Source organism: Capnocytophaga sp. FDAARGOS_737 (assembly GCF_009730375.1).
Classification (GTDB): Bacteria; Bacteroidota; Bacteroidia; order Flavobacteriales; family Flavobacteriaceae; genus Capnocytophaga; species Capnocytophaga leadbetteri.
Map to the genome: position 1 here is coordinate 2,420,095 of NZ_CP046316.1, position 20,568 is coordinate 2,440,662.

Sequence of the window (20,568 nt, forward strand, 5' to 3'; positions counted from 1 at the left end):
TTAACGTGAGTTAAGTACATCTTTTTTAACTCACGTTAATTAATTAAAAGAATATTTTACCAATATGAAAAGAGAAAATTTATCTAAAATATTTATAGCTTTATATGTAATGCTATTAATTATGTATGTGTCAGTTATCATATTTGACTTTCAAAAAGAATATTTTGCTGACTCTTATTTAATGAATATAGTAGTACTTATTACTTTACATTTAGTAGTGCCTTTTATATATTCTGAAAAATATAAGGAGGGTAAAACAGTAGCCAATGTAGTGCAGTTTCTTAAGAATCCATTCTTTATAGGGTATTTTGTGTTGAGTAGCCTATATCTTTGCAAAAGTATTGTAGATTATCAGTGGTATGAAATTCTTATAGTAAATGTAGTAGCAATCCCTATAGTTATTTTTATTTTAGAGTTATTAAAACAATATATAGTGAAACATTATAAAGCAGCATACTATGTTATTGTTTGTTATTTTATATTGTTTCTGATATTTCTTACAAAACTTATTTGTTTTTAAAGTTTTTAGAAACTTACGAGAACAAGAAAAAAAGCAAAATATGAACGTGAAGCAAATCCTAACGATCTTTGTCATTAGTATATTAATGTTTTTTAGTGGGTGTAACTCATTAAAAAGAAGAATAGTTGTTGGTCAAGAAAAAGTAGGTGTAGAAGGCGAAGACTATACTCTTCATTATTACAAAAGGAAAATAGGAAGTAGAGGTTTTTTGAAAATTAATGTAACGGAATATGGTGAGCCTCTTTCAAAAAATGAAATAGCAATTAGAATTAATGGTATTAATATTTTAGGAAAAGAAGAGCCTTCGTATTATCTTGATGTTAATAAGAAATATAATTTTTATATAATGGGGGTAGGTGCTGGTAAGTACTTGTATATAAATAACGTAAAGGTAAGAGAAGGAGATTCTATTATACTTAATGTACATTTAAAAGATACTTTATGGATTGAGTAAAGTAAGAATGAAGCAACGAACGAGGAAGACTGGGAGGAATGGGAAGGCTGGGAGGAATGGGACTGGTGGGAGCGGTGTAAGAGAGAAGAGCAAGAGCGCAAATAGGCTTAGAACCCACAAATGAAATTCTTGTTTAACCTAAAAAATAAATGTTTTTTATGAAACCTTTTTTAAAAAGAGATGTAAGAAGCGCTATATTTGTTGTTACCCTTCTTACTGCAGGAGTTAATATTGCTTACATTGTAGTAACAAATCTTGAACCCAAAGTATTTTGGACTATGATGATTAATGTCTTTATATGCCTATCTACTGGTATATCTGCTGGTATAGACATTTACAAAATACGAAAAAAAGAAGAACAAGAGCGTGAAGAAAATCGTAATACTATCTGTAATTAGCCTTTTAGTGGCCTTTAGCAGTTGTAATACTTTTAAAAGACCCCTTAAGCCACACGAGAAAATAGGTAAAAAAGGAGAGGACTATACTATTAACTATTATAAACTAAAAAAAGGAATAACAGGGCTCTTGCACATCAAGGTTATTGAAGATAATAAGTTTGTGCCAAGCGATAGATGGTTATTAAAGATTAATGGAGTATCTATTCACCGCTTTCAGGAACCCTTTTATTATCTTTCTCCTAATCGGAAATACAATATACGAATAATAACCTTGGGAGAACATAAAGCTTTATATGCCTATAATATAAAAGTAAGAGAGCGCGATTCGATAGTGCTTACTGTACATCTAAAAGATACAGTGCCAACAAAGGGTTGTAGGTAGAAATATTATTTTTGACTTACGAACAAGTATCTTAATTTGCTAATTATTAATTGATTAAAAAAAATATTCAAAAAAAAAGCTGCAAAAATTTGCAGTTTTGAAAAAGAGTTGTACCTTTGCACCGTCAATCATTGAGAAATTCATCATTTGCGGGTGTGGTGAAATTGGTAGACACGCTAGACTTAGGATCTAGTGCTTCACGGCGTGGGGGTTCGAGTCCCTTCACCCGCACTTGCAAAAGGCTGCCAATTATGGTAGCCTTTTCTTTTTAGTACCTTTAAAGATTTGCTAATCTGCTAATTATTTTTTACTTTTGCACCATTAAAAAACAACAACCTAATGATATATTATGCTATTCTCTGTATAGGTGTGGCTGTGCTGCTTTATATGATTATAAGGCAGGGCATTGCTAACTTCAAACGCGAAAAGGCAATAGAAGAATTGCGCGAAAAATGGCAAAATGCCTTAGTAGACGAACGCCAAACGCGAGAGGTTATTATGAACTTAGTGCGAAACACTTATGGCGAAAACACTGTTAGCGCCATAGAAAAAGGACTATATGCCGAGGGTATGCCTAACTATTTAGTGAAAATGGCCGTAGGCAGACCACGCGAGGTGCAAAGTGCCGTATTTCAGGGGGCTACTACTGAGCGTTGGCATTATAAAACCCTTACTCTTACCTTTCAAAACGGCAGACTTATAGGCTGGGAAAGTGTTGATAACTCTACTCCAAAAGCAGGAATATAATGATGTTAAAAGATTACTACGAAATATTAGGCGTAAACCAAAAAGCCTCGCCTGAAGAAATCAGAGAGGCGTATAAAAAACTTGCCAAAGCCTTTCACCCCGACAAGCATCAGGGTGATACGTTCTTTACTGATAAGTTTAAAAGCCTACAAGAAGCCTATAACATACTGTCTGACACCAATAAGCGCCGCGACTACGACAACCAATTGGTGTCGCAAATGAACAAGTCGGCGGCACAGTCTGCCCCAAGTAGTAGCAGCGAGCGCACCAGCACGGGCGAGTCAGCCCCGCCTTCGACCTCAGTTATCGACCTGCCTACGCTCATCGATATGTACTTCAACAAACGCATAGCTACTGTACAGGCACGCAAGTTTTACGATGGTTTTCTCGCTACGCCTCGTGAGCGACACATCACTTGGCTGAAGTTTATCATCGTTTTGCTTATCATAGGGCTTAACCTACTGCTATTCAACCCCTCTTGGGGCTTTCTGAAAGACTTACTACCCTAATTAAACACTAATTTATTTATTTTTGCTACCTGATATTTTCTCTATACAAACAGATGCCGATTTTGTGCAGGCTGCCCTACAGACTTTTGGGTATCAGTACCAGCACAATCAGGTGTACCAACGCTTTTGCACCTTGCTTGGTCGTACTCCAGACAAGGTGCGCGAGCTTACTGACATTCCGTTTCTACCTATTGAATTTTTTAAATCAGAAGCTGTTTACTGCGGAAATGAGCGTCCTACAACGGTATTTACCAGCAGTGGCACTACAGGCAGTCAGACCTCGCGCCACTACGTGAAAGACCTCGCAGTATACCAACAGAGTTTCCGACAGGGATTTGCTGATTTTTATGGGAATATAGAAGAATATACTGTTTTAGCATTACTCCCCTCCTACTTAGAGCGCACAGGCTCTTCGCTCATCACTATGGTTGCTGACCTTATAGAGCGGTCGGGCAGTGCTGATAGCGGGTTTTACCTAAATGAATACGACTTATTAGCCAAAAAACTGACCTCTTTAGACTGCAGCGGACGCAAAGTGCTGCTAATAGGGGTATCGTTTGCGCTATTAGACTTGGTAGAGACCCATCGTTTTCAGCTAAAAAATACGATTGTAATGGAGACAGGGGGAATGAAAGGAAGGCGTAAGGAGTTAATACGCGAAGAGTTGCACGCTATATTGTGCGAAGGGTTTGGAGTGGAGTATATACATTCAGAGTACGGAATGACTGAGTTGCTCTCGCAAGCCTATTCAGCAGGGAGCGGGCTTTATGAATCGGTGCGTTGGCTAAAGGTGCTGATAAGAGATACTAATGATGCGCTAAGCTACCAACGCCCGCTAAAAACAGGTGGCATCAACCTTATTGATTTGGCAAACATACATTCGTGTAGCTTTATTGCTACCCAAGATTTAGGTCGTTTGCACCCCGATGGCAAGTTTGAAGTACTCGGTAGGTTTGACAATGCCGACATCAGAGGCTGCAATCTACTAATCGGCTGATTTATCAATAGTTAAATCGTCTTTTAGCTTCTCTATTTCTTTCTGAGTTTCTTGCACTATGTCGTTATGAGGGGTAACCTCATTTACACCGCGTTGTATTTCGTTTTTAATTTCATCGGTAGCCTCGCGTACTTGTCGGGCGGCTTTGCCTAAACCACGCGCTATCTCTGGTAGCTTATCAGCCCCAAAGAGGATTAACACCATAAAAAGAATAAAGAATATTTCTGAAATGCCCATAGTTGATTTGTCGATTTGTCGATTTGTTAATTAGTCGTTGCTAACAAGCTGATAGACTAACTGTTCTGCAAAATTACATTTTTTTCTTCACAAAATAGCGATTTTGATATTTTTTTTATACCTTTGCCCGTATGAAAAAGGTAAAATATTATTATGACCCCGAGACGCTTTCGTATAAGCGCATTCGGAATAAGAAGCGTACAAAAGTGCGTAACGCCTTGATTTTCTTATTAGCCGCCGCTCTTTTTGGAAGTATCTTATCACTGATTATTATCAATTCTCGCTTGTTTTTCACCCCTCGCGAGGTGATGTTAGCACGCGAGATAAAAGCCTACGAAACCAACTACGAAATCTTAAACAGAAAGATGGAATTGGTAGAGCAGGTATTAGCCGACGTACAAGAGCGCGACAATAATATGTATCGGTTGTACTTCAACGCCCCTATCATACCCGATAGCGTGCGCAAAGGGGGCTTCGACCCTAATAAATATAAAGACTTAGAGAAATTAGGTAGCTCTAAATTAGTAGCCAATACCACTAAACGTTTGGACAAACTTCGGAAACAGTTAGTTATACAATCTAAATCATTAGATGAAATCAACAAGCTATCTAAAGAAAAAGAGAAGTTTTTGGCCTCAATACCTGCTATTCAGCCGGTAAACAACAAGGATTTGAAGCGTATGGCATCGGGTTATGGCTGGCGTTCTGACCCTTTTACTAAAGCGCGCAAATTTCACTACGGTATGGACTTTTCATCGCCACAAGGCACCCCTGTATATGCAACAGGCGATGGGGTAGTAATACGTGCTGACGACGGTTCATCGGGCTATGGCAACCACATACGCATAGACCACGGTTATGGCTATGTGACCCTCTACGGGCACCTTTCGGCCTATAATGTACGAGCAGGGCAGCACGTAAAGCGTGGCGACCTAATAGGCAAAGTGGGGAGTACAGGGCGTTCGGAAGCCCCTCACTTGCACTACGAAGTGATAAAAAACGGCGAGCACATCAACCCTATACACTTCTACTACGGCAACCTATCAGCTGACGAATATGCTGAAATGCTACGCGTATCTACCCAAGAAAACCAATCTCTTGACTAACGGATAATGGACATCAATCTACCTGATAAATTGTATTACTCTATAGGTGAAGTGGCTACTGCTTTTGGCGTAAACTCTTCGCTTATACGTTTTTGGGAAAAAGAATTTGAGATTATCAGTCCGAAGAAGGACACTAAAGGAAGTAGAAAGTTTTCAGCCGACGATGTGAAGAAGCTGCAACTGATTTACCACTTAGTAAAAGAACAAGGTTTTACCCTTGAAGGAGCACGTCAACGGCTAAAAGATGAAAAGCAAAAGACGCTTTCTAACTTTGAGATAGTAGCAAAATTAGAAAAGATAAAACGAAAACTCGTAGCACTAAAAGAGGCAATGGATAATTAAAAAAAAGAGATTGCCACATAAATGAGGCAATCCCTTTTTAATATCTGATTTTTGTTTTATTATTTCACTCCGTGCATCATACGTTGTAGCTTCTTGTTGAGCAACACCATACCCAATCCACAGAGAATTACAAATCCTGAAATAACAGTAAATACGATACTAGGGCCTAGCTTTTCTACATATGAAGCAATAACACCCCCAGCAGCATTAGCAAAGAAAGCAGCGGTCATCCAAACCCCCATTAAGAGTCCTGCCAATTTAGGAGGAGAAAGTTTCGTAACGATTGAAAGCCCTACTGGCGACAAGCATAACTCGCCCATAGTGTGCGTTAAGTAAGTAAGTACTAACCACGCAAGGCTTGCTTTTACTGCCATATCAGAAGGATCGTTGCCTATACTACCCCCGCGTTCGTACACAGCTCCTAACATAAAGAAATAGCCTATACCCAAGAGGATTAAACCAGTACCCATTTTAAATGGTGTAGTGAGCGTTTGTCCGAACTTGCTATTCCAGAAGCTCGCAAATACAGGTGCTAATACTACTATAAATAGCGGATTTACTGATTGGAACCAAGCGGTAGGTATTTCAAAACCACCAACCACACGGTCTATAAACTTATCGGTGTAAAGGGTAAATGACGAACCTGCCTGTTCAAAACCTGCAAAGAAGAATATCGCAAAGAAAAAGTATACAAATATAACTGCGATACGCTCTTTTTCTTCCTTAGTAAGCGGTGCATCAGACACTTCAACATCAGCCACTTTTTTCTTACCACCTTTAGGGTGTAAGCCCAAATCACCAAGATATTTTTGCGCAAATAAAAGAAATATAACTTCGCTGACAAGCATACCTATAGCAGCTGCCAAGAAACCGTATTTATAACCGAATGACATCACTACTTCGCCTGTTTCGGGGTTAGTAACGTTGCTTGCAAAGATATTGTCAGTAAGCAACCCTGTAAGAAGCGGTGCTAAGAAAGCCCCAAGGTTGATACCCATATAGAAAATAGAGAAAGCTGAATCGAGGCGTTTATCACCAGGTTCGTAGAGACCCCCTACCAAAGCTGAGATATTAGGTTTGAAGAAACCATTACCAATAATCAGCAAGAAGAGCCCCAAATAAAGCCCTATGTGCGAGTGCATAGCAAATAACACAAACTCACCAAAGAACATAATAAGCCCCCCGAGTAGCACTGCTTTGCGTTGCCCTAAGAAATTATCGGCTATCCAACCACCAATAAGCGGCGTAAAGTAGGTAAGCCCTGTAGCAAACCCGTAAATAAGACTCGCTGTTTGGGGGTCGAATGCTAGACCGCCTTCTAAGAATGTTTTGGTAAGGTAGAGCATCAAGATGCCTCGCATACCGTAATAACTAAAGCGCTCCCACATCCCTGTCAGGAACACTAAGTAAAGCCCCTTAGGGTGCTTCTTTTTCACATTTTCTACGTTTGTATCCATTGTATAATTAGTAATTAAAAAAGTTCTATTTTATAAATTCTCTTCTATAAATTGGGTCATTTTGTGGTATAGCTGCCAGCGTGTGCTGCCGGTATTATCGTATATACCGTGATTGCGGTCGGGGTAGATGAGCCAATCAAAATCTTTGCGCTGAGTGACCAATTGCTCTATGAGCGACATTGCGTTTTGCACGTGCACATTGTCATCGGCAGTACCGTGCACAAGCAAGTATTTACCTTTTAGCTTATGGGCGTGTGTAAGCGGCGAATTGAGGTCATACCCTGCTGGGTTTTCTTGTGGAGTACGCATAAAGCGCTCGGTATAGACCGTATCGTAAAAACGCCAGTTAGTAACAGGGGCTACAGCTATTGCCATCTTGAAGATATCACCTTTTTGGAAGATACAGTTGCTCGACATAAAGCCCCCAAAGCTCCAGCCCCATATACCGATTCTACTTTTATCTACATAAGAATAATTCCCCACTATAGTAGCCACTTCGGCTTGGTCATCTACCTCAAACTTGCCTAACTGCTCATAGGTGCATTTTTTGAATTCTTCACCACGATAGCCCGTACCGCGACCATCTACACAAAGCACTATATAGCCTTTCTGGGTGAGCATAGCGTGCCAAAAATCGTTCATATCCCACCATTCATCAGCTACCTCTTGCGAGCCAGGGCCTGAATACTGATACATCAGCACAGGGTATTTCTTCTCTGGGTTGAAGTCAAAGGGCTTCATTATATAAGCATTGAGGGTAGCACGAGAGGTTTTTACCTGAAAGTATTCTTTAGTAGGTAGCTGGTAGCCTTTTAGTCTTTCAGCAAAAGCATTGTTGTTAAGTATCTCTTTCAGCTCTTTGCCATTGGCTGCGTGCAGAGTATAACGTGGCGGGGTAGTAGCGCTGCTAAAAGCATCAATATAATAAGCAAAGTCACCGCTAAAAGTAGCCTTATGTGTGCCTGCTACTGCCGAAAGAGTGCGTTGGTTTTTACCATTGAGCCCCACTGCACAGATAGCACGCTGTATGCCATCGGCTTGGGTAGCTTGGTAAAACAGCTGTTTGTTTTTGGCATCATAGCCGTATAGGTCGGTTACCTCTGTCTGCCCAAAGGTGAGCTGTCGCACGCTCTTACCCTGTGCATCGCAGTGGTAAAGATGATTATAGCCATCTCTCTCTGACTGATAAATAAAGCTATTATCGGCTAAAAAGGTTATTTTGTCATTAATTTCTACATAAGTTTTGCTTTTTTCTATCACTAACGGACGTGTTTGAAAAGTTTGAGCATCTACTTGCACTACTTGCCAGTCGTTTTGATGCCTATTGAGCGTCTGTACCGTTAGGTACTTAGGGTTGTTAGACCATTGCAGGCGCGGAATGTAGTACGCCTCTAAAGCTATAGGGGTAGTCTTAGCTTTAGCAAGGTCGTAGATATGAAGACTTACCACCGAATTAGGTTCCCCTGCTTTAGGATATTTAAAAGTCTGCTGGGTAGGATAAAGCCCTGCACCATAAACATCCATTGAAAACTCAGGCACTTGCTGTTCATCAAAACGGACGAACGCCAGCTGTGTACCATTGGCATTCCAGTCGAAGAAGCGCACTGTGCTAAACTCTTCTTCGTACACCCAGTCAGCAATACCATTGATAATCTTATTCTTAGCACCATCAGTAGTGATGCGTTTTTCCTTGCCGGTAGCCAAATCATACACATACAGGTCGTTATTGCGCGCAAAGGCTATCTTCTTCCCGTCAGGAGACACTAACGGACTTTGTATCTTATCATTAGTAATTTTCCGTAGCTTACCGCTAGCCAAATCGTATAGGTAATAATCGGCTATGAATGAATGGCGGTAGATATACTCGCTATTAACAGCGATGAGAAGCTGCTGCTCATTGGGGGTAAAGGTGTAGCTATTCAGGCGCATGAACTGCTTATGGTCAGCCGCCCTAAAGATAGTTTTTACTTTGGTGAGGGTAGCAAAATCATAGAGGTTAATCTCTTGAGCCCCATCAGCAGGACTGTACTCTAACACAGTGTATTGAGGTGCGTGCTGTAGGGTTTTAAGATTGTACATACGGCTCGGGTAGAAAGTGCCCTGCGTCCATATTTTGTCGAGGGTAATAGCGGGTTGCCCCCAAGCTATCCCCGTAAAAAGGGTAATAAGAAGAAATAATATTCTCATAATTAAAAAATAGATGCGTAAAGACGATGCCTCCTGATTAATTTGGCGTCAATATTATGAAATATTTTTTAAATAACGGCTATTGTTCAAAAGATTTTTTTATCAGCATTTCTTAAAATACTGATAATCAAATAGCAAAAAGATAATCGGGCTACTTATTCTCGTTCCAATAGTAGCTATCAGGGTAGATACGTTGCCCGAAGATAGCCGTTCCTACACGCACAATAGTAGCGCCTTCTTCTATAGCTGTTTCTAGGTCGCCACTCATTCCCATAGAAAGCTCCTGAGGATCTACATTAGGCAAGCCAAGAGCGATAATCTCTTGCTGAAGGCGTTTAAGCAGTTTAAAGCAAGCGCGTACCTTTTCGGTTTCGGCACTAAAAAGTCCAATGGTCATCAACCCTTTAATGTGTAGGGTAGGCAGTTGTGCTACCTGCTTCACTAAATCGAGCACCTCAGCGGGGTCAGCCCCAAACTTGCTTTCCTCATTAGAGGTATTCACCTGAATAAAAATGTCGAGTTCCTTGCCTTCACTCGCCAAACGGTTGTGCAGCTTCTGCGCCAAGTCAATACGGTCTACCGACTCTACACAGCTGACCTCATAGCGCAATATCTCTTTGATTTTGTTGGTTTGCAAATGCCCTATAAAGTGATTGGTATGGGGCACATCTTTCAGCGCTTCGTACTTCTCCTTCAGTTCTTGTATTTTATTTTCAGCGATGAGAGTATTCCCAGCCTTAAGCGCTATTTTGATGCGCTCAGGGGTTACGGTTTTAGTAGCCAAAAGTAGTTTTACTTCCTCTGGCTTCCGCCCTACACGAGTACAAGCGGCAGCAATGCGCTGCTTAATAATCTCTATATTTTGTAATATGTTTTCCATTACTTTCTATTGTTTAAACAGGCTCGTTTTCTTCTATAATACCCTCCAGCTCAGCTTTAGTTTTGCGACGCGACAGACGGCGTTTTATAAAGTCGTTTAGGTCTTTACCTTTCACCGAATAGGTATTGAAAAGTAGCATCGGGGTGATTACCCCAAAAGCCAAACACATAGTGATGAAGCCCGTTTGTAAGCCTAATTTAAAGGTTTGATACAGCAAATCAAGGGTCTCTTCCTGAGGCGTTTCAACCGTTACTATCTGAATGATTTTCATCATAAACTCATAGCCGTATTTGCCCGGAATCATATTGATAACTGCCGGAATGGTAAATACGATAGGAGGGGTATGTACGCGGTGTGCAAAATAGACTGCCAAGAGCCCTACAGCACAGGCGCCTAAAAAGGAAGTAATCACTATCTGTTCGGGCATTATAGTGCCCAAAAGCACAAACTTGATACCCCAACCTACACCGCCTAACAAACCTGTAATCCAAAGGGCGCGGCGTGGAGTGTTAAACAATAAGGCAAAACCTATAGAAATCCACATCGACCAAAAGATGCGGACAGAAAGTGCTAATAATACATCAAGGAAGCTCATAACCAAATAACAATAACGCTAAATAAAAACCTAAAGAAATCATAAATACCAAGATAGCTGCGTGGGTAAGCTTTGCCACCCCTGGCACTACACACCCCGAAAGCATATCAATAAACCCATTGATGAGCGGCACCCCTGGCACCAACCATAGCACACAGGCGGCTAAGGCATTGTGATAATGCTCAACCCCTAACAGACGAAAGATGCTCATCACCGACACCGATACGAAAGCCGCCCAACCCCAACAGATATACACGTTAAACTTGCGCAACTGCAGTATGCGTCTGCCTGCTAAGCCTAAGAACGTAGCGAGGAATGACATTCCGAACTCAGCATAACTAGCATTTTCTTTGCCAAATACATAGGCTAACGAGCCGCCGGCAATAGACACAAAAAACCACATTACATACATATTGTAGTGTGGTTTGGCTTTTATAGTAGCTACGTGTTTTTCAATTTGTTCGATAGGCAAATGCTTCTCGAGGACTTCCCAAGAGAGGATGCTTATATCAGATATAGCACTAAAATTCACCCCGTGATGAGGAATAGTGCGTACTACGGTTTCTTTCTCGCCAGTAGCTTTGTCTTGTACGGTGAGAACTATAGCCGAATGCGAATAGAAGCTTTCACAGTGGTAATTCAGTGCGTTAGAGATACGCTCTACATTGCGTTCTACCCTACGCGTATTAGCTCCGCTGGAAATCAACAGTTCATTAATATCCGCAAACAATTTTGCCGCTCTTTCGATAGCCTTCATTCCTTATATTCTTTGTTTTTTCTAAAATTATCTTCGTTATCAGGGCACAAAGGTACAAATTAATTAACAATTTACAATTGATAATTCTCATTTTTGGGTTAATAAACCAGCTCCCCCCCATCGGTAATCTCTTTAAAATGCAAATAGCGCCTGCCTAAAGGCTTGCCGTTTAGCTGCAGCTGCCCATTAGTGCTGCCTTTGCGTATGCTGAAAGTCTTACCATTATCCAAATGCAAAGTAGCTTTGCTAAAGAGGGGTTGCCCTATATAATAGGGGCTATCAGCAGGGTTGATAGGGTAAAAGCCCAATGCACTAAGCACATACCAACTCGACATTTGTCCGCAGTCCTCATTGCCGCAATGTCCATCGGGGGTATTGTGGTATTGGGTGCGCAATATCTCGCCCACTCGCTCACTGGCTTTCTCAGGGTGAGCGGTAAAATTGTACAGATAAGCTACGTGGTGACTTGGTTCGTTGCCGTGTACGTACTGCCCTATCATACCGGTACTAAAGATAGGCAAACGCTCATCAGGGGTAGAAGCAAAGGTAAACATCGAGTCGAGTTTTTGCTCAAAAGCCTCTTTGCCCCCCATCGCCTCTATAAGTCCCGATACATTGTGGGGTACAAACCAACGGTACTGCCAAGCATTGCTCTCGCAGAAATAAGGGGTGTAGTCTTTTGGGTTAAACGGATTGATAAAGGCGCCTTTGCTGTTTCGAGGTCTGAAGAAAGTAGTACGAGGGTCGAAGAGATTGCGCCAGTTTTCTGCCCTTCTGGCAAAATAGTCAGCATCAGTACCCTTGCCTAAAGCAGCAGCAAACTTAGCGATGCACCAATCGTCATAAGCGTACTCTAAGGTCTTAGACACCGACCAGTTTTCGCCCGACTTGTCTAAGTCGTAAGGTATGTAGCCATATTGGCGATAAAGGTCTATCTCGCGTTCATCTACCATTGCGCTGGCACGACAGGCTTCGTAAGCCAGCTTAACGTCCATAGGTATATTTTTAAAGTAAGCATCTACAATCACAGGCACGGCGTGGTAGCCTATCATCATATTGGTTTCACCCCCTTGCATACTCCACACAGGCAGCGTACCATTCTCTTTGTAATGGGCTAAGAAACTACTGATAAAATCGGCATTCGCTTCGGGCTGCAACAGCGTGTAGAGGGGGTGTGCCGCCCGAAAGGTATCCCACAGAGAGAAAGTGTCGTAGCGCACAGGCTCTTTTACATCGCTGTAGAGGTTCGGGGCTAACATAGTTTGGTAGAGCATAGTGTAGAAAATGGTTTTCTGCTGCTCATCATCGCTGGTTACCGTTATTTTCTGCAATTGTTTTTCCCAGAGGGCGCGGGCTGCCTCGCGATAGGTATCAAAAGCAAAATGAGGGGCTTCCTCTTGCATATTCTTATATGCCCCGCTAAGGCTATGCATTGAAAGGGCGGTTTTTACCACTATCTGCTCGCCTTCAGCTGTAGCGTACAGCAGTTCTGCTCGCCCTATCTGGCTTTTGCCGTCTATTTTTTCAGAAAGAAGACTACTTTTGGCAAAAGGTTTTGAAAACTTCATCACAAAGTATACCTTTTGGTCGCGTGCCCAGCCGGTAGAGTAGCGATACCCCTCTAAGGTGCTATCATCTACCACTTTCATATAGGTTTCGGTAGGCTTATCCCAGTTGATACTGTAGCCCAAATCTACCGTTATTTTAGAAGTGTCATCTTTAGGGAAAGTATAGCGCTGCACGCCTACACGTGGGGTAGCAGTAAGTTCAGCACGTATGCCATAGCTACTGAGGTCTACCGCATAATAACCAGCAGTAGCTTTTTCGCTTTGGTGCGAGAAGTAAGAGAAAGGTTTGCCATTATTCTCTTTGATGCGCTCATTAAACCGACTATTGGTCGGCATCACTAATATATCGTATAGGTCGCCAGCCCCTGTGCCCGATAGGTGGGTGTGCGAAAAGCCAGTGATGAGGCTATCGGCGTAGAAGTAACCCGGAATTCTATCCCACCCTGGTATTCCTATATCCGGACTTAATTGCACCATACCAAACGGAGTGGTAGCCCCTGGGTAGGTATTGCCCATACCGTCAGTACCTATAAACGGATTGACGTAGCGGGTAAGTTGCTCATCAGTATGCTGCACCTGTTTGTCAGCTTGGGGCGTTTGGCAGGCCACAAGAGCTAAAAAAGCTACAATAATAATTTTTGAAGTTTGAAGTTTAAGTTTTTGCATTTCTATTATTAGGTTATCCTATTGGTTACTTGTCATTTATCATTGTCATTAAAAAATCTGGAGGAAAAGAGGCTACAGAATGCAGGCAGGCGTGCGATAGTTGAGGGGCTTTCAGTCCGTTAGTGAAAACGGTATCGCCTCTGAATACAAGGGCTTCGTCCCATAGGTCAGCTTTAATAAACTGCTGAAGTGTATGCGCCCCACCCTCTACTATTAGGCTTTGTACCTCGCGCTCGTAAAGCACCTTGCAGAGCTGCGGCAACACCTCTCCGCCAAAATCAATACAGGCTACCTCGGTGCGTTGCCCAAAATGCCTAACGCCCTTATAATCGCGGTCGGCTATAAAGAGAGTTGGTACCTCGTCATTCCACACGTTGAAATCTTTGCGCGTACTTAGGCGCGGGTCAATAATAACGCGCAGCGGACTCTTGCCGTACCAGCTGCGGGTGCTTAGCGAGGGGTTATCAGCCCACACAGTGCCAGCCCCTACGAGTATAGCCGCCTCAGTACTGCGCAACAGATGCACATATTGGCGGGCATAAGCGCCAGTTATCCATTGGGGCGCGATCTCCTGCTTGTGCAAAGGCGCTATCAGTCCGTCGCGAGTCTCTGCCCATTTAAGGAATATATAAGGTCTTTTTTTCTGGTGAAAAGTGAAAAACCGCTTATTAAGCGCCTCGCACTCTTCTTGGCAGACCCCTACCACCACCTCGCAACCAGCTTCGCGCAGCTTCTGTATGCCCCTGCCGGCTACCTTAGCAAAAGGGTCGGTACAACCAATCACCACCCGCGGTATACGATGCGCAATGATAAGGTCGGCACAAGGGGGCGTTTTGCCATAATGGCTACAAGGCTCTAAGCTAACGTACAGCGTACTTTCCGATAGCAGCTGTTTGTCTTTTACCGAGGCAATAGCCCGTACCTCAGCGTGCGCCTCGCCTGCTCGCACGTGCCAGCCCTCGCCTATCACCCTATCGTTATAAACAATAACACTACCTACCACCGGATTGGGGTAAGTAGTGCCTAAGCCGTTTTGGGCTAATTGTATGCATCTATGTATATATTGCTGGTCTGTCATTGGTTATTTAGAAAAGGTCATTTTCGCTGATGCTCTTATCGTGTTTGGTATAAGCGGTAGGTCGTTTAGCGAAAAAGTCGTCTAACTCATTGCTAAATACTTCCTCTTCAAACCACATCATCGGTTTAGCCTCATCGGCACTGATGTTGAAAGGTTTAGTAAGTCCTAACTGAGTAAGCGAGTCGTCTAAGCGATAGCGCATATAGTTAGCGAGGTCTTTTTTGCCAAAAAAGTCAAGTTCGCCTTGCTCAAAAATCCAATCAAGCATCTTGTCTTCTAAAACAATGTAGTTGCGGATAAAGTCGGTAGCATCGGCTTCGGCTTTGGCTTTCATCTCAGGTCTTTCTTCAAAAATCTTCTTGAGGATATAAATACCCGCATTGGCGTGTAGTTGCTCATCTACCGATGTCCAAGCGATGATGTTGGCTACGTTTTTGAGGTATCCTTTAAAGCGTGCAAACGATAGCACAGTAGCAAACTGACTAAACAAAGAGGCATTCTCGATGATAAGGGTAAAGAAGAGAATACGCTCCATAGCGTTTTCGCGGTTTTTAGCCAGATACTCTTTTAGCACCGTGTTGCGCTCTTTGAACACCGGCACTTCCAAAAGGTTTTCGAACTCATTGTTATAGCCTAATACCTCTAATAGGCGCGCATAGGCTTCACTGTGGCGGAACTCGCACTCGGCAAAAGTAGCGCCCAGCCCGTTAAATTCTGGTTTAGGAAAAAGGTCGTATAGGTCGCCCCAAAAGGTTTTAACCGACACTTCTACCTGCGCAATACCCAACAGTGCGCGTTTGATAGCCTCTTGCTCTACGGCAGAGAGGTTTGATTTAAAATCCTGCACATCGGCAGTAAATTCAACTTCAGAATGCACCCAAAATGATTTGTGCATAGCGTTTACGAACTCCATCACCTCCGGATATTCAAAAGGTTTGTAGCTCTCGCGTTTGTCAAAGATTCCCATTGTTTTTGTTTAATGTATATATGTAAATGTACGAGCGGCAAAGATAACAACATTTTTTGTGAAAACAGAAATTAAACTACAAAAAATAATGTAATCATCTCATACAAAGGGTATTATTTTTTTAAACAGAAAAAACAAGAAAAAGGTCATAACCTCATTCCCAAAAACCTATTCCCTTTCACCACTCCCACTTGTCGCTCTTACCTCACCAGTCCCACTCGTCCCACCTGTCCCACTCGTCTCACCACTCCCAGCCCTCTCAGCCCTCACAGCCTTCTCACTCCTCCCACCAGTCCCACATCTTTGCCCGTGCGGCTCGCACTCCCAGCCTTCCCAACCCTCTCAGCCTTCTCATTCCTCCCACCAGTCCCACCTGTCCCACTTGTCCCACAATTCATAATTCCCTTTACACTATTTAGAGCACTTTATAGGCTTAAAAAACTCTTATCTTTATAGTAAGTAAAGAAAAAATAAAGGTTTAGTTCTTTTGTATTTTACTAATTGTAAAGCTATTGTAATTTTAACAACACATTTGAAACATTACCCCATTTCATTCCAATTGATTATTCTTAAAATCTTCAAATATAAAAGGAGGATGTCCTAATTCTTTATATTTCAATTCAGATGGCTTCCTAAATCGCATACTAATATATAACTCAAAAATAGAAAAAAAATGATCTTTTTCAAATAATACTACTTTAATCCACAAAGGATATCTTTCATTAGAAAAAGATAAAAAATCTATAGCTTCTTGAAAATAAAAATATCTATTAATATTTTTTTCTTGTAAAAACCATATTCTAACATAATCGTCAAATGAATTATAAGAAACATTCTTTTCCTTAATAGGTTTTATTATAAACTTATCCTCACTACTAATATTTATATTATTTTCTATTAGTAATGAAATGAGATTATCTCGAAATTCTTTTTTTGTTAATGGCATACCTTACAACTATTTATTTTATCATCAATAACTGTCACGTCCCACCAGTCTCACTTGTCCTACTCGTCTCACCACTCCCACCAGTCTCACCACTCCCAGCCCTCTCAGCCTTCTCATTCCTCCCACTCATACCACAATCACTCGCACCGCCCATTTCATCATTAAGTGCTATTTTTCAGTGTATTAACAGTATTTTCTAATGATAATAACACACCAAAGAGATTTGTATTTATTTCTTCATTTGAAAAACGGACAAATGTTATCCCATATTTTTCTATAGCTTCTTGCCGCTGACAATCTTCTAAGAAGTTAAACTCGTGTATATTGCCATCTACTTCAATAGCCAAAGCCAATTCGTGACAGTAGAAATCTACTATATACCCCAAAATAGGAACTTGTCTATGAAATTCCACTCCTAAAGCTTTTCTTCTTATATGATTCCAAAGAGTTATTTCGCTTGCAGTGCTATGATTTCGCAGATATTGTGCAAAATCCTTTAGTTTAGGGTTGTATGGTATAATTTTGTTTGACATAATTTTGTTGGTATAATTTTATTTATCACAAAGTATTGATTTACTATAAGTTACATTTCCCTTCTATACAGGCCGCTACATCTCCCCATCCTAATGCTCATCTATGCTAACCATCCCATCTTCCGTCACATTCTCCCATCCTAATGCTCATCTATACTAACCGTCGCATCCTCCCATCTTAATGCTCGTCTATGCTAACCATCGCATCTCCCCCTTTGAAGGGGGCTGGGGGGATGTTTTATTTAAAAGATGTGATATCTTATTTACAAAGTGTTATATTCTAAAAGTCTTTACCTAACCATCACATCCTCCCGTCCCAATGCTCGTCTATGCTGACCGTCACATCTCCCCCTTTGAAGAGGGCTGGGGGGATGTTTTATAAAGGATCGATGTTTTTATTTAAAAGATATGATATCTTATTCACAAAATGCAATATTCTAAAAGCCTTTACTGACCATCACATCTCCCCGTCCCAATGCTCGTCTATGCTGACCGTCACATCTCCCCCTTTGAAGGGGGCTGGGGGGATGTCTTATAAATGTGCAACATTAATCATCCCCCTACGAATAAATCCCTCCATTAATATTAATAACTTCCCCTGTGATATAAGAAGCTTTTTTAGAAACGAGGAACGACACAAGGTCAGCAACCTCTTCAGCCTCACCAAACCGACCTACAGGTATCAGCTTTACCAAATCCTCTTCTTTAAGCGAGGATGTCATATCGGTGCGGATAAACCCAGGGGCAATAGCATTAACGGTAATATGCCTTTTAGCGACCTCTTGTGCCAGAGCCTTAGTCGCAGCAATGATAGCGCCTTTGGCAGCCGAGTAGTTCGTTTGTCCTGCGGTACCTTTTACGCCCGATACCGAAGCAATGTTGATAATGCGCCCGTAGCGGTGACGCAACATCTTCTGAATGAAGAAGTTAGTAACGTTGTAAAAACCATCGAGCGAGGTAGAAATAACCTTGCTCCAATCTTCGGGGGGCATCCACATAAAAAGCCCATCGCGGTTGATGCCCGCGTTGTTCACAATCACCTCTACCACAGCGTCTTTGTTATCGTGTTGCCATTGGGTAAGGGCTTTCACAGTGCTCTGGTGGTCAGACACATCAAAGCGAATAATCTCACCTTCACGACCTAATTTTTTAACGTGTCCTAAGGTTTCTCGGGCAGCAATTTCGTTGCTTTGGTAGGTGATAAGCAAGTGATAGTCAGTATCCTGAGCGAGTTTCTCAGTTATGGCACGACCTATGCCGCGCGAGCCTCCGGTAATAATAGCAAATTTTCTCATATTCAGTTACGTTTATTTTCGAGCGACAAATATACGAAACATTTTACTAATTTACAAAATCTTTTTTCTCTCCTTAGGTACCCTTTACATTTGATATAGGAATGATACAGGAAGAGCGAAGAATAACCAAACGAAAGCCGATGAACTGATTTTAATATTTATTTTATAGTTTGGTATAATTTTTGCATTTTATTTAAAGTTATTAACAACTTAAAAGTTAAAAAAATGATGAAAACATTCGTGCTAACAGCTGTAACAGCGCTCTTTGCGTTGGGCTGTGCCCATAAAAAAACTAACTCTTATACTTCTTATCAAAAAACAGAACAAATGGCTGAAAATCAAGACAAATACTATGAGGTGATAGACGAAGAAGAACCTCAATCTAAAACTTATATCTATTTTGCAGGAGGCTGCTTCTGGGGTACTGAGCACTTTTTTAAGCAAATACGTGGCGTACTCGCTACCGAAGTGGGCTATGCTAACGGCAATCGCGACAAAGCCCCTACCTACGAGCAAGTGTGTGAAGGAAATACAAATTTTGCCGAAACTGTAAAAGTTATTTACAACCCTCAGCTTATCGACCTGCGCAAACTCATCGACCTATATTTCAAAATCATCGACCCAACCTCGCTCAACAAACAGGGCAACGACCGTGGCACGCAATATCGCACAGGCATCTACTACACCGATGCCACAGAAAAACCGCTTATCGAGAAAGCTATCCATCAGCTTGCCACTCAGTACACCAAGCCTATCGTGGTAGAGGTATTGCCTTTGCGCAATTTCTATAAGGCTGAAGAGTACCACCAAGCCTATTTAGACAAGAATCCTAATGGATATTGCCATATCTCGCCTGCTATGTTCGAGTTGGCACGCAAGGCAAATCCGGTACCAACTAAGTACAAACGCCCTGCAGAGAGCGAGTTGCGCAAACTACTGACCCCAGAGCAATACGCGGTAACTCAAGAGAGTGCTACCGAACGTCCGTTTGCCAATGAGTATTGGAACGAATATCGCGAGGGCATTTATGTAGATATTACCACAGGCGAACCGCTGTTTATCTCTACCGACAAATTCGAATCGGGCTGTGGTTGGCCTAGCTTCTCAAAGCCTATTAACAAAAAACTCATCACCGAAAAGACAGACACCTCACACCAAATGGTACGCACCGAAGTGCGCAGTACCTTAGGCAACGCTCATTTAGGACACGTATTCAATGACGGACCTAAAGAGTTGGGCGGCTTGCGCTATTGCATCAATAGTGCCTCTCTGCGCTTTATTCCAAAAGAGAATATGGAAAAAGAGGGCTATGGAGAGTATCTAAAATTGCTAGAAAAGAAATAAAATTGTCTATTAGTAATTATTTTGTAACTTTGCCTTTAGAAAATAAAGCAAATACAAGCTATGACAACAAATACAATTACCTTTAAAGAACATTTACCTTTCGAGAAATATCAATCAATAATGAAATTTTTAGATGATATAGGCGTAGAGGTGATAGAACCTGAACAAACTACTTTTTCTGAACTAACGGCTGATGACCTCAAAAGCATTTACCTATCAAAAGAACAATCCAGAATGGGAATGGTAATAGATCATTCTGAGGTACAAAGAGAGGCTATGGAAAGAAGATATTGCAGAAAATGAGAGTAGTATGGACAACAGAAGCGATAAAAAGCTATTATGAAACTCTTGATTATTGGGATGAGCATAATGGCAGCAACTCCTATTCAATCAAAATAATGACTGCAATAGATGTGTTGATAAAAGAGCTTGTAGAAGACCCTTATTTTTTAGGACAATACGATGAGCAACTAAACCTGCATAGAAGAACTATACTAAAAGGTCGATTTCTTATCTATTATGAAATAAAAGATGCTGAAAGTACTATTGAAATACAATATTTCCGCAGTAGTTATCAAAAACCTCTTTCAAATTATAGCTAAA

The 20,568-nt window shown here is 41.5% G+C and carries 24 protein-coding genes and 1 tRNA gene; 13 read left to right on the top strand and 12 right to left on the bottom strand.

Going from position 1 to position 20,568, the window contains the following annotated elements:
- The first annotated feature begins 64 nt into the window (after window positions 1-64).
- The 8 genes from FOC45_RS10725 to FOC45_RS10760 all read left to right on the top strand — a co-directional run bounded on the left by FOC45_RS10725 (window position 65) and on the right by FOC45_RS10760 (window position 4,007).
- Window positions 65-520 (top strand): hypothetical protein, encoded by a 456-nt coding sequence (locus tag FOC45_RS10725; RefSeq protein ID WP_009390291.1) that lies wholly within the window; start codon window positions 65-67, stop codon window positions 518-520.
- Window positions 521-560: 40 nt separating this feature from the next.
- Window positions 561-974, top strand: coding sequence for a hypothetical protein (locus tag FOC45_RS10730; RefSeq protein WP_009390290.1), 414 nt, complete (start codon window positions 561-563; stop codon window positions 972-974).
- Window positions 975-1,132: 158 nt separating this feature from the next.
- Window positions 1,133-1,372, top strand: a complete 240-nt coding sequence (locus tag FOC45_RS10735) for a hypothetical protein (protein WP_155846666.1) — start codon at window positions 1,133-1,135, stop codon at window positions 1,370-1,372.
- Window positions 1,341-1,754, top strand: a complete 414-nt coding sequence (locus FOC45_RS10740; protein WP_034540424.1) for a hypothetical protein — start codon at window positions 1,341-1,343, stop codon at window positions 1,752-1,754. Before FOC45_RS10735 ends, FOC45_RS10740 begins: the two co-directional genes overlap by 32 nt.
- Before the next feature lie 149 nt (window positions 1,755-1,903).
- Window positions 1,904-1,985 (top strand) — tRNA-Leu (locus FOC45_RS10745).
- A gap of 108 nt (window positions 1,986-2,093) precedes the next feature.
- Complete coding sequence (locus FOC45_RS10750) at window positions 2,094-2,501, top strand: hypothetical protein (protein WP_009390284.1); 408 nt, start codon at window positions 2,094-2,096, stop codon at window positions 2,499-2,501.
- Window positions 2,501-3,010 carry a J domain-containing protein gene (locus FOC45_RS10755; RefSeq protein ID WP_009390282.1) on the top strand — a complete coding sequence of 170 codons (510 nt, stop codon included), beginning with the start codon at window positions 2,501-2,503 and terminating at the stop codon, window positions 3,008-3,010. Before FOC45_RS10750 ends, FOC45_RS10755 begins: the two co-directional genes overlap by 1 nt.
- Before the next feature lie 22 nt (window positions 3,011-3,032).
- Window positions 3,033-4,007: an acyltransferase gene (locus tag FOC45_RS10760; RefSeq protein WP_009390278.1), complete on the top strand. Its 975-nt coding sequence runs from the start codon at window positions 3,033-3,035 to the stop codon at window positions 4,005-4,007.
- Here FOC45_RS10760 and FOC45_RS10765 read toward each other — a convergent pair.
- Window positions 3,996-4,244 (bottom strand): twin-arginine translocase TatA/TatE family subunit, encoded by a 249-nt coding sequence (locus tag FOC45_RS10765; RefSeq protein WP_009390277.1) that lies wholly within the window; start codon window positions 4,242-4,244, stop codon window positions 3,996-3,998. The two genes, FOC45_RS10760 and FOC45_RS10765, sit on opposite strands and share 12 nt — an antisense overlap.
- A 131-nt stretch (window positions 4,245-4,375) precedes the next feature.
- Here FOC45_RS10765 and FOC45_RS10770 point away from each other — a divergent pair, with 131 nt between their 5' ends.
- Window positions 4,376-5,350: a M23 family metallopeptidase gene (locus FOC45_RS10770; RefSeq protein ID WP_009390276.1), complete on the top strand. Its 975-nt coding sequence runs from the start codon at window positions 4,376-4,378 to the stop codon at window positions 5,348-5,350.
- 6 nt (window positions 5,351-5,356) lie between these two features.
- Complete coding sequence (locus tag FOC45_RS10775) at window positions 5,357-5,692, top strand: MerR family transcriptional regulator (protein WP_009390275.1); 336 nt, start codon at window positions 5,357-5,359, stop codon at window positions 5,690-5,692.
- A 59-nt stretch (window positions 5,693-5,751) separates the two neighbouring features.
- Here the strand turns inward: FOC45_RS10775 and FOC45_RS10780 are convergent, their stop codons facing one another.
- The 11 genes from FOC45_RS10780 to fabG all read right to left on the bottom strand — a co-directional run bounded on the left by FOC45_RS10780 (window position 5,752) and on the right by fabG (window position 18,621).
- A complete protein-coding gene (locus tag FOC45_RS10780) occupies window positions 5,752-7,149 on the bottom strand; it encodes a peptide MFS transporter (protein ID WP_009390274.1) in 1,398 nt (465 codons plus the stop codon).
- 30 nt (window positions 7,150-7,179) lie between these two features.
- Window positions 7,180-9,336 carry a S9 family peptidase gene (locus tag FOC45_RS10785; RefSeq protein ID WP_009390273.1) on the bottom strand — a complete coding sequence of 719 codons (2,157 nt, stop codon included), beginning with the start codon at window positions 9,334-9,336 and terminating at the stop codon, window positions 7,180-7,182.
- A 151-nt stretch (window positions 9,337-9,487) separates the two neighbouring features.
- A complete protein-coding gene (locus tag FOC45_RS10790; protein ID WP_009390272.1) occupies window positions 9,488-10,216 on the bottom strand; it encodes a YggS family pyridoxal phosphate-dependent enzyme in 729 nt (242 codons plus the stop codon).
- Window positions 10,217-10,229: 13 nt separating this feature from the next.
- Window positions 10,230-10,811 carry a threonine/serine exporter family protein gene (locus FOC45_RS10795; protein WP_009390271.1) on the bottom strand — a complete coding sequence of 194 codons (582 nt, stop codon included), beginning with the start codon at window positions 10,809-10,811 and terminating at the stop codon, window positions 10,230-10,232.
- Window positions 10,798-11,568, bottom strand: a complete 771-nt coding sequence (locus FOC45_RS10800) for a threonine/serine exporter ThrE family protein (RefSeq protein ID WP_009390270.1) — start codon at window positions 11,566-11,568, stop codon at window positions 10,798-10,800. Before FOC45_RS10800 ends, FOC45_RS10795 begins: the two co-directional genes overlap by 14 nt.
- A 98-nt stretch (window positions 11,569-11,666) precedes the next feature.
- Window positions 11,667-13,802, bottom strand: coding sequence for a GH92 family glycosyl hydrolase (locus FOC45_RS10805; RefSeq protein WP_009390268.1), 2,136 nt, complete (start codon window positions 13,800-13,802; stop codon window positions 11,667-11,669).
- 25 nt (window positions 13,803-13,827) lie between these two features.
- A complete protein-coding gene (gene ribD, locus FOC45_RS10810; RefSeq protein WP_009390267.1) occupies window positions 13,828-14,880 on the bottom strand; it encodes a bifunctional diaminohydroxyphosphoribosylaminopyrimidine deaminase/5-amino-6-(5-phosphoribosylamino)uracil reductase RibD in 1,053 nt (350 codons plus the stop codon).
- Between the two features lie 7 nt (window positions 14,881-14,887).
- A complete protein-coding gene (locus FOC45_RS10815; RefSeq protein WP_009390266.1) occupies window positions 14,888-15,847 on the bottom strand; it encodes a ribonucleotide-diphosphate reductase subunit beta in 960 nt (319 codons plus the stop codon).
- A gap of 550 nt (window positions 15,848-16,397) precedes the next feature.
- The gene (locus tag FOC45_RS10820) at window positions 16,398-16,793 is read right to left on the bottom strand and encodes a hypothetical protein (protein ID WP_009390262.1); all 396 of its coding nucleotides are present in this window, start codon (window positions 16,791-16,793) and stop codon (window positions 16,398-16,400) included.
- A 161-nt stretch (window positions 16,794-16,954) separates the two neighbouring features.
- Complete coding sequence (locus FOC45_RS10825) at window positions 16,955-17,326, bottom strand: endonuclease domain-containing protein (RefSeq protein ID WP_009390260.1); 372 nt, start codon at window positions 17,324-17,326, stop codon at window positions 16,955-16,957.
- A 560-nt stretch (window positions 17,327-17,886) separates the two neighbouring features.
- Window positions 17,887-18,621 (bottom strand): 3-oxoacyl-ACP reductase FabG, encoded by a 735-nt coding sequence (gene fabG, locus FOC45_RS10830; RefSeq protein WP_009390258.1) that lies wholly within the window; start codon window positions 18,619-18,621, stop codon window positions 17,887-17,889.
- Window positions 18,622-18,948: 327 nt separating this feature from the next.
- Between fabG and msrB the strand changes: the two genes are divergently transcribed.
- The 3 genes from msrB to FOC45_RS10845 are packed head-to-tail and all read left to right on the top strand — an operon-like array spanning window position 18,949 to window position 20,567.
- Complete coding sequence (gene msrB, locus FOC45_RS10835; protein WP_369700498.1) at window positions 18,949-19,965, top strand: peptide-methionine (R)-S-oxide reductase MsrB; 1,017 nt, start codon at window positions 18,949-18,951, stop codon at window positions 19,963-19,965.
- Window positions 19,966-20,025: 60 nt separating this feature from the next.
- Window positions 20,026-20,268, top strand: coding sequence for a hypothetical protein (locus FOC45_RS10840; protein WP_009390254.1), 243 nt, complete (start codon window positions 20,026-20,028; stop codon window positions 20,266-20,268).
- Window positions 20,265-20,567 carry a plasmid stabilization protein ParE gene (locus FOC45_RS10845; protein WP_009390251.1) on the top strand — a complete coding sequence of 101 codons (303 nt, stop codon included), beginning with the start codon at window positions 20,265-20,267 and terminating at the stop codon, window positions 20,565-20,567. Before FOC45_RS10840 ends, FOC45_RS10845 begins: the two co-directional genes overlap by 4 nt.
- Window position 20,568: the final 1 nt, after the last annotated feature.

What these genes read in the sequence shown, in the direction of transcription:
- FOC45_RS10725 (WP_009390291.1), top strand. Translation starts at nt 65, where the DNA reads ATGAAAAGAGAAAATTTATCTAAAATATTTATAGCTTTATATGTAATG.
- FOC45_RS10730 (WP_009390290.1), top strand. Translation starts at nt 561, where the DNA reads ATGAACGTGAAGCAAATCCTAACGATCTTTGTCATTAGTATATTAATG.
- FOC45_RS10735 (WP_155846666.1), top strand. Translation starts at nt 1,133, where the DNA reads ATGAAACCTTTTTTAAAAAGAGATGTAAGAAGCGCTATATTTGTTGTT.
- FOC45_RS10750 (WP_009390284.1), top strand. Translation starts at nt 2,094, where the DNA reads ATGATATATTATGCTATTCTCTGTATAGGTGTGGCTGTGCTGCTTTAT.
- FOC45_RS10755 (WP_009390282.1), top strand. Translation starts at nt 2,501, where the DNA reads ATGATGTTAAAAGATTACTACGAAATATTAGGCGTAAACCAAAAAGCC.
- FOC45_RS10765 (WP_009390277.1), bottom strand. Translation starts at nt 4,244, where the DNA reads ATGGGCATTTCAGAAATATTCTTTATTCTTTTTATGGTGTTAATCCTC.
- FOC45_RS10770 (WP_009390276.1), top strand. Translation starts at nt 4,376, where the DNA reads ATGAAAAAGGTAAAATATTATTATGACCCCGAGACGCTTTCGTATAAG.
- FOC45_RS10775 (WP_009390275.1), top strand. Translation starts at nt 5,357, where the DNA reads ATGGACATCAATCTACCTGATAAATTGTATTACTCTATAGGTGAAGTG.
- FOC45_RS10780 (WP_009390274.1), bottom strand. Translation starts at nt 7,149, where the DNA reads ATGGATACAAACGTAGAAAATGTGAAAAAGAAGCACCCTAAGGGGCTT.
- FOC45_RS10785 (WP_009390273.1), bottom strand. Translation starts at nt 9,336, where the DNA reads ATGAGAATATTATTTCTTCTTATTACCCTTTTTACGGGGATAGCTTGG.
- FOC45_RS10790 (WP_009390272.1), bottom strand. Translation starts at nt 10,216, where the DNA reads ATGGAAAACATATTACAAAATATAGAGATTATTAAGCAGCGCATTGCT.
- FOC45_RS10795 (WP_009390271.1), bottom strand. Translation starts at nt 10,811, where the DNA reads ATGAGCTTCCTTGATGTATTATTAGCACTTTCTGTCCGCATCTTTTGG.
- FOC45_RS10800 (WP_009390270.1), bottom strand. Translation starts at nt 11,568, where the DNA reads ATGAAGGCTATCGAAAGAGCGGCAAAATTGTTTGCGGATATTAATGAA.
- FOC45_RS10805 (WP_009390268.1), bottom strand. Translation starts at nt 13,802, where the DNA reads ATGCAAAAACTTAAACTTCAAACTTCAAAAATTATTATTGTAGCTTTT.
- ribD (WP_009390267.1), bottom strand. Translation starts at nt 14,880, where the DNA reads ATGACAGACCAGCAATATATACATAGATGCATACAATTAGCCCAAAAC.
- FOC45_RS10815 (WP_009390266.1), bottom strand. Translation starts at nt 15,847, where the DNA reads ATGGGAATCTTTGACAAACGCGAGAGCTACAAACCTTTTGAATATCCG.
- FOC45_RS10820 (WP_009390262.1), bottom strand. Translation starts at nt 16,793, where the DNA reads ATGCCATTAACAAAAAAAGAATTTCGAGATAATCTCATTTCATTACTA.
- FOC45_RS10825 (WP_009390260.1), bottom strand. Translation starts at nt 17,326, where the DNA reads ATGTCAAACAAAATTATACCATACAACCCTAAACTAAAGGATTTTGCA.
- fabG (WP_009390258.1), bottom strand. Translation starts at nt 18,621, where the DNA reads ATGAGAAAATTTGCTATTATTACCGGAGGCTCGCGCGGCATAGGTCGT.
- msrB (WP_369700498.1), top strand. Translation starts at nt 18,949, where the DNA reads ATGGCTGAAAATCAAGACAAATACTATGAGGTGATAGACGAAGAAGAA.
- FOC45_RS10840 (WP_009390254.1), top strand. Translation starts at nt 20,026, where the DNA reads ATGACAACAAATACAATTACCTTTAAAGAACATTTACCTTTCGAGAAA.
- FOC45_RS10845 (WP_009390251.1), top strand. Translation starts at nt 20,265, where the DNA reads ATGAGAGTAGTATGGACAACAGAAGCGATAAAAAGCTATTATGAAACT.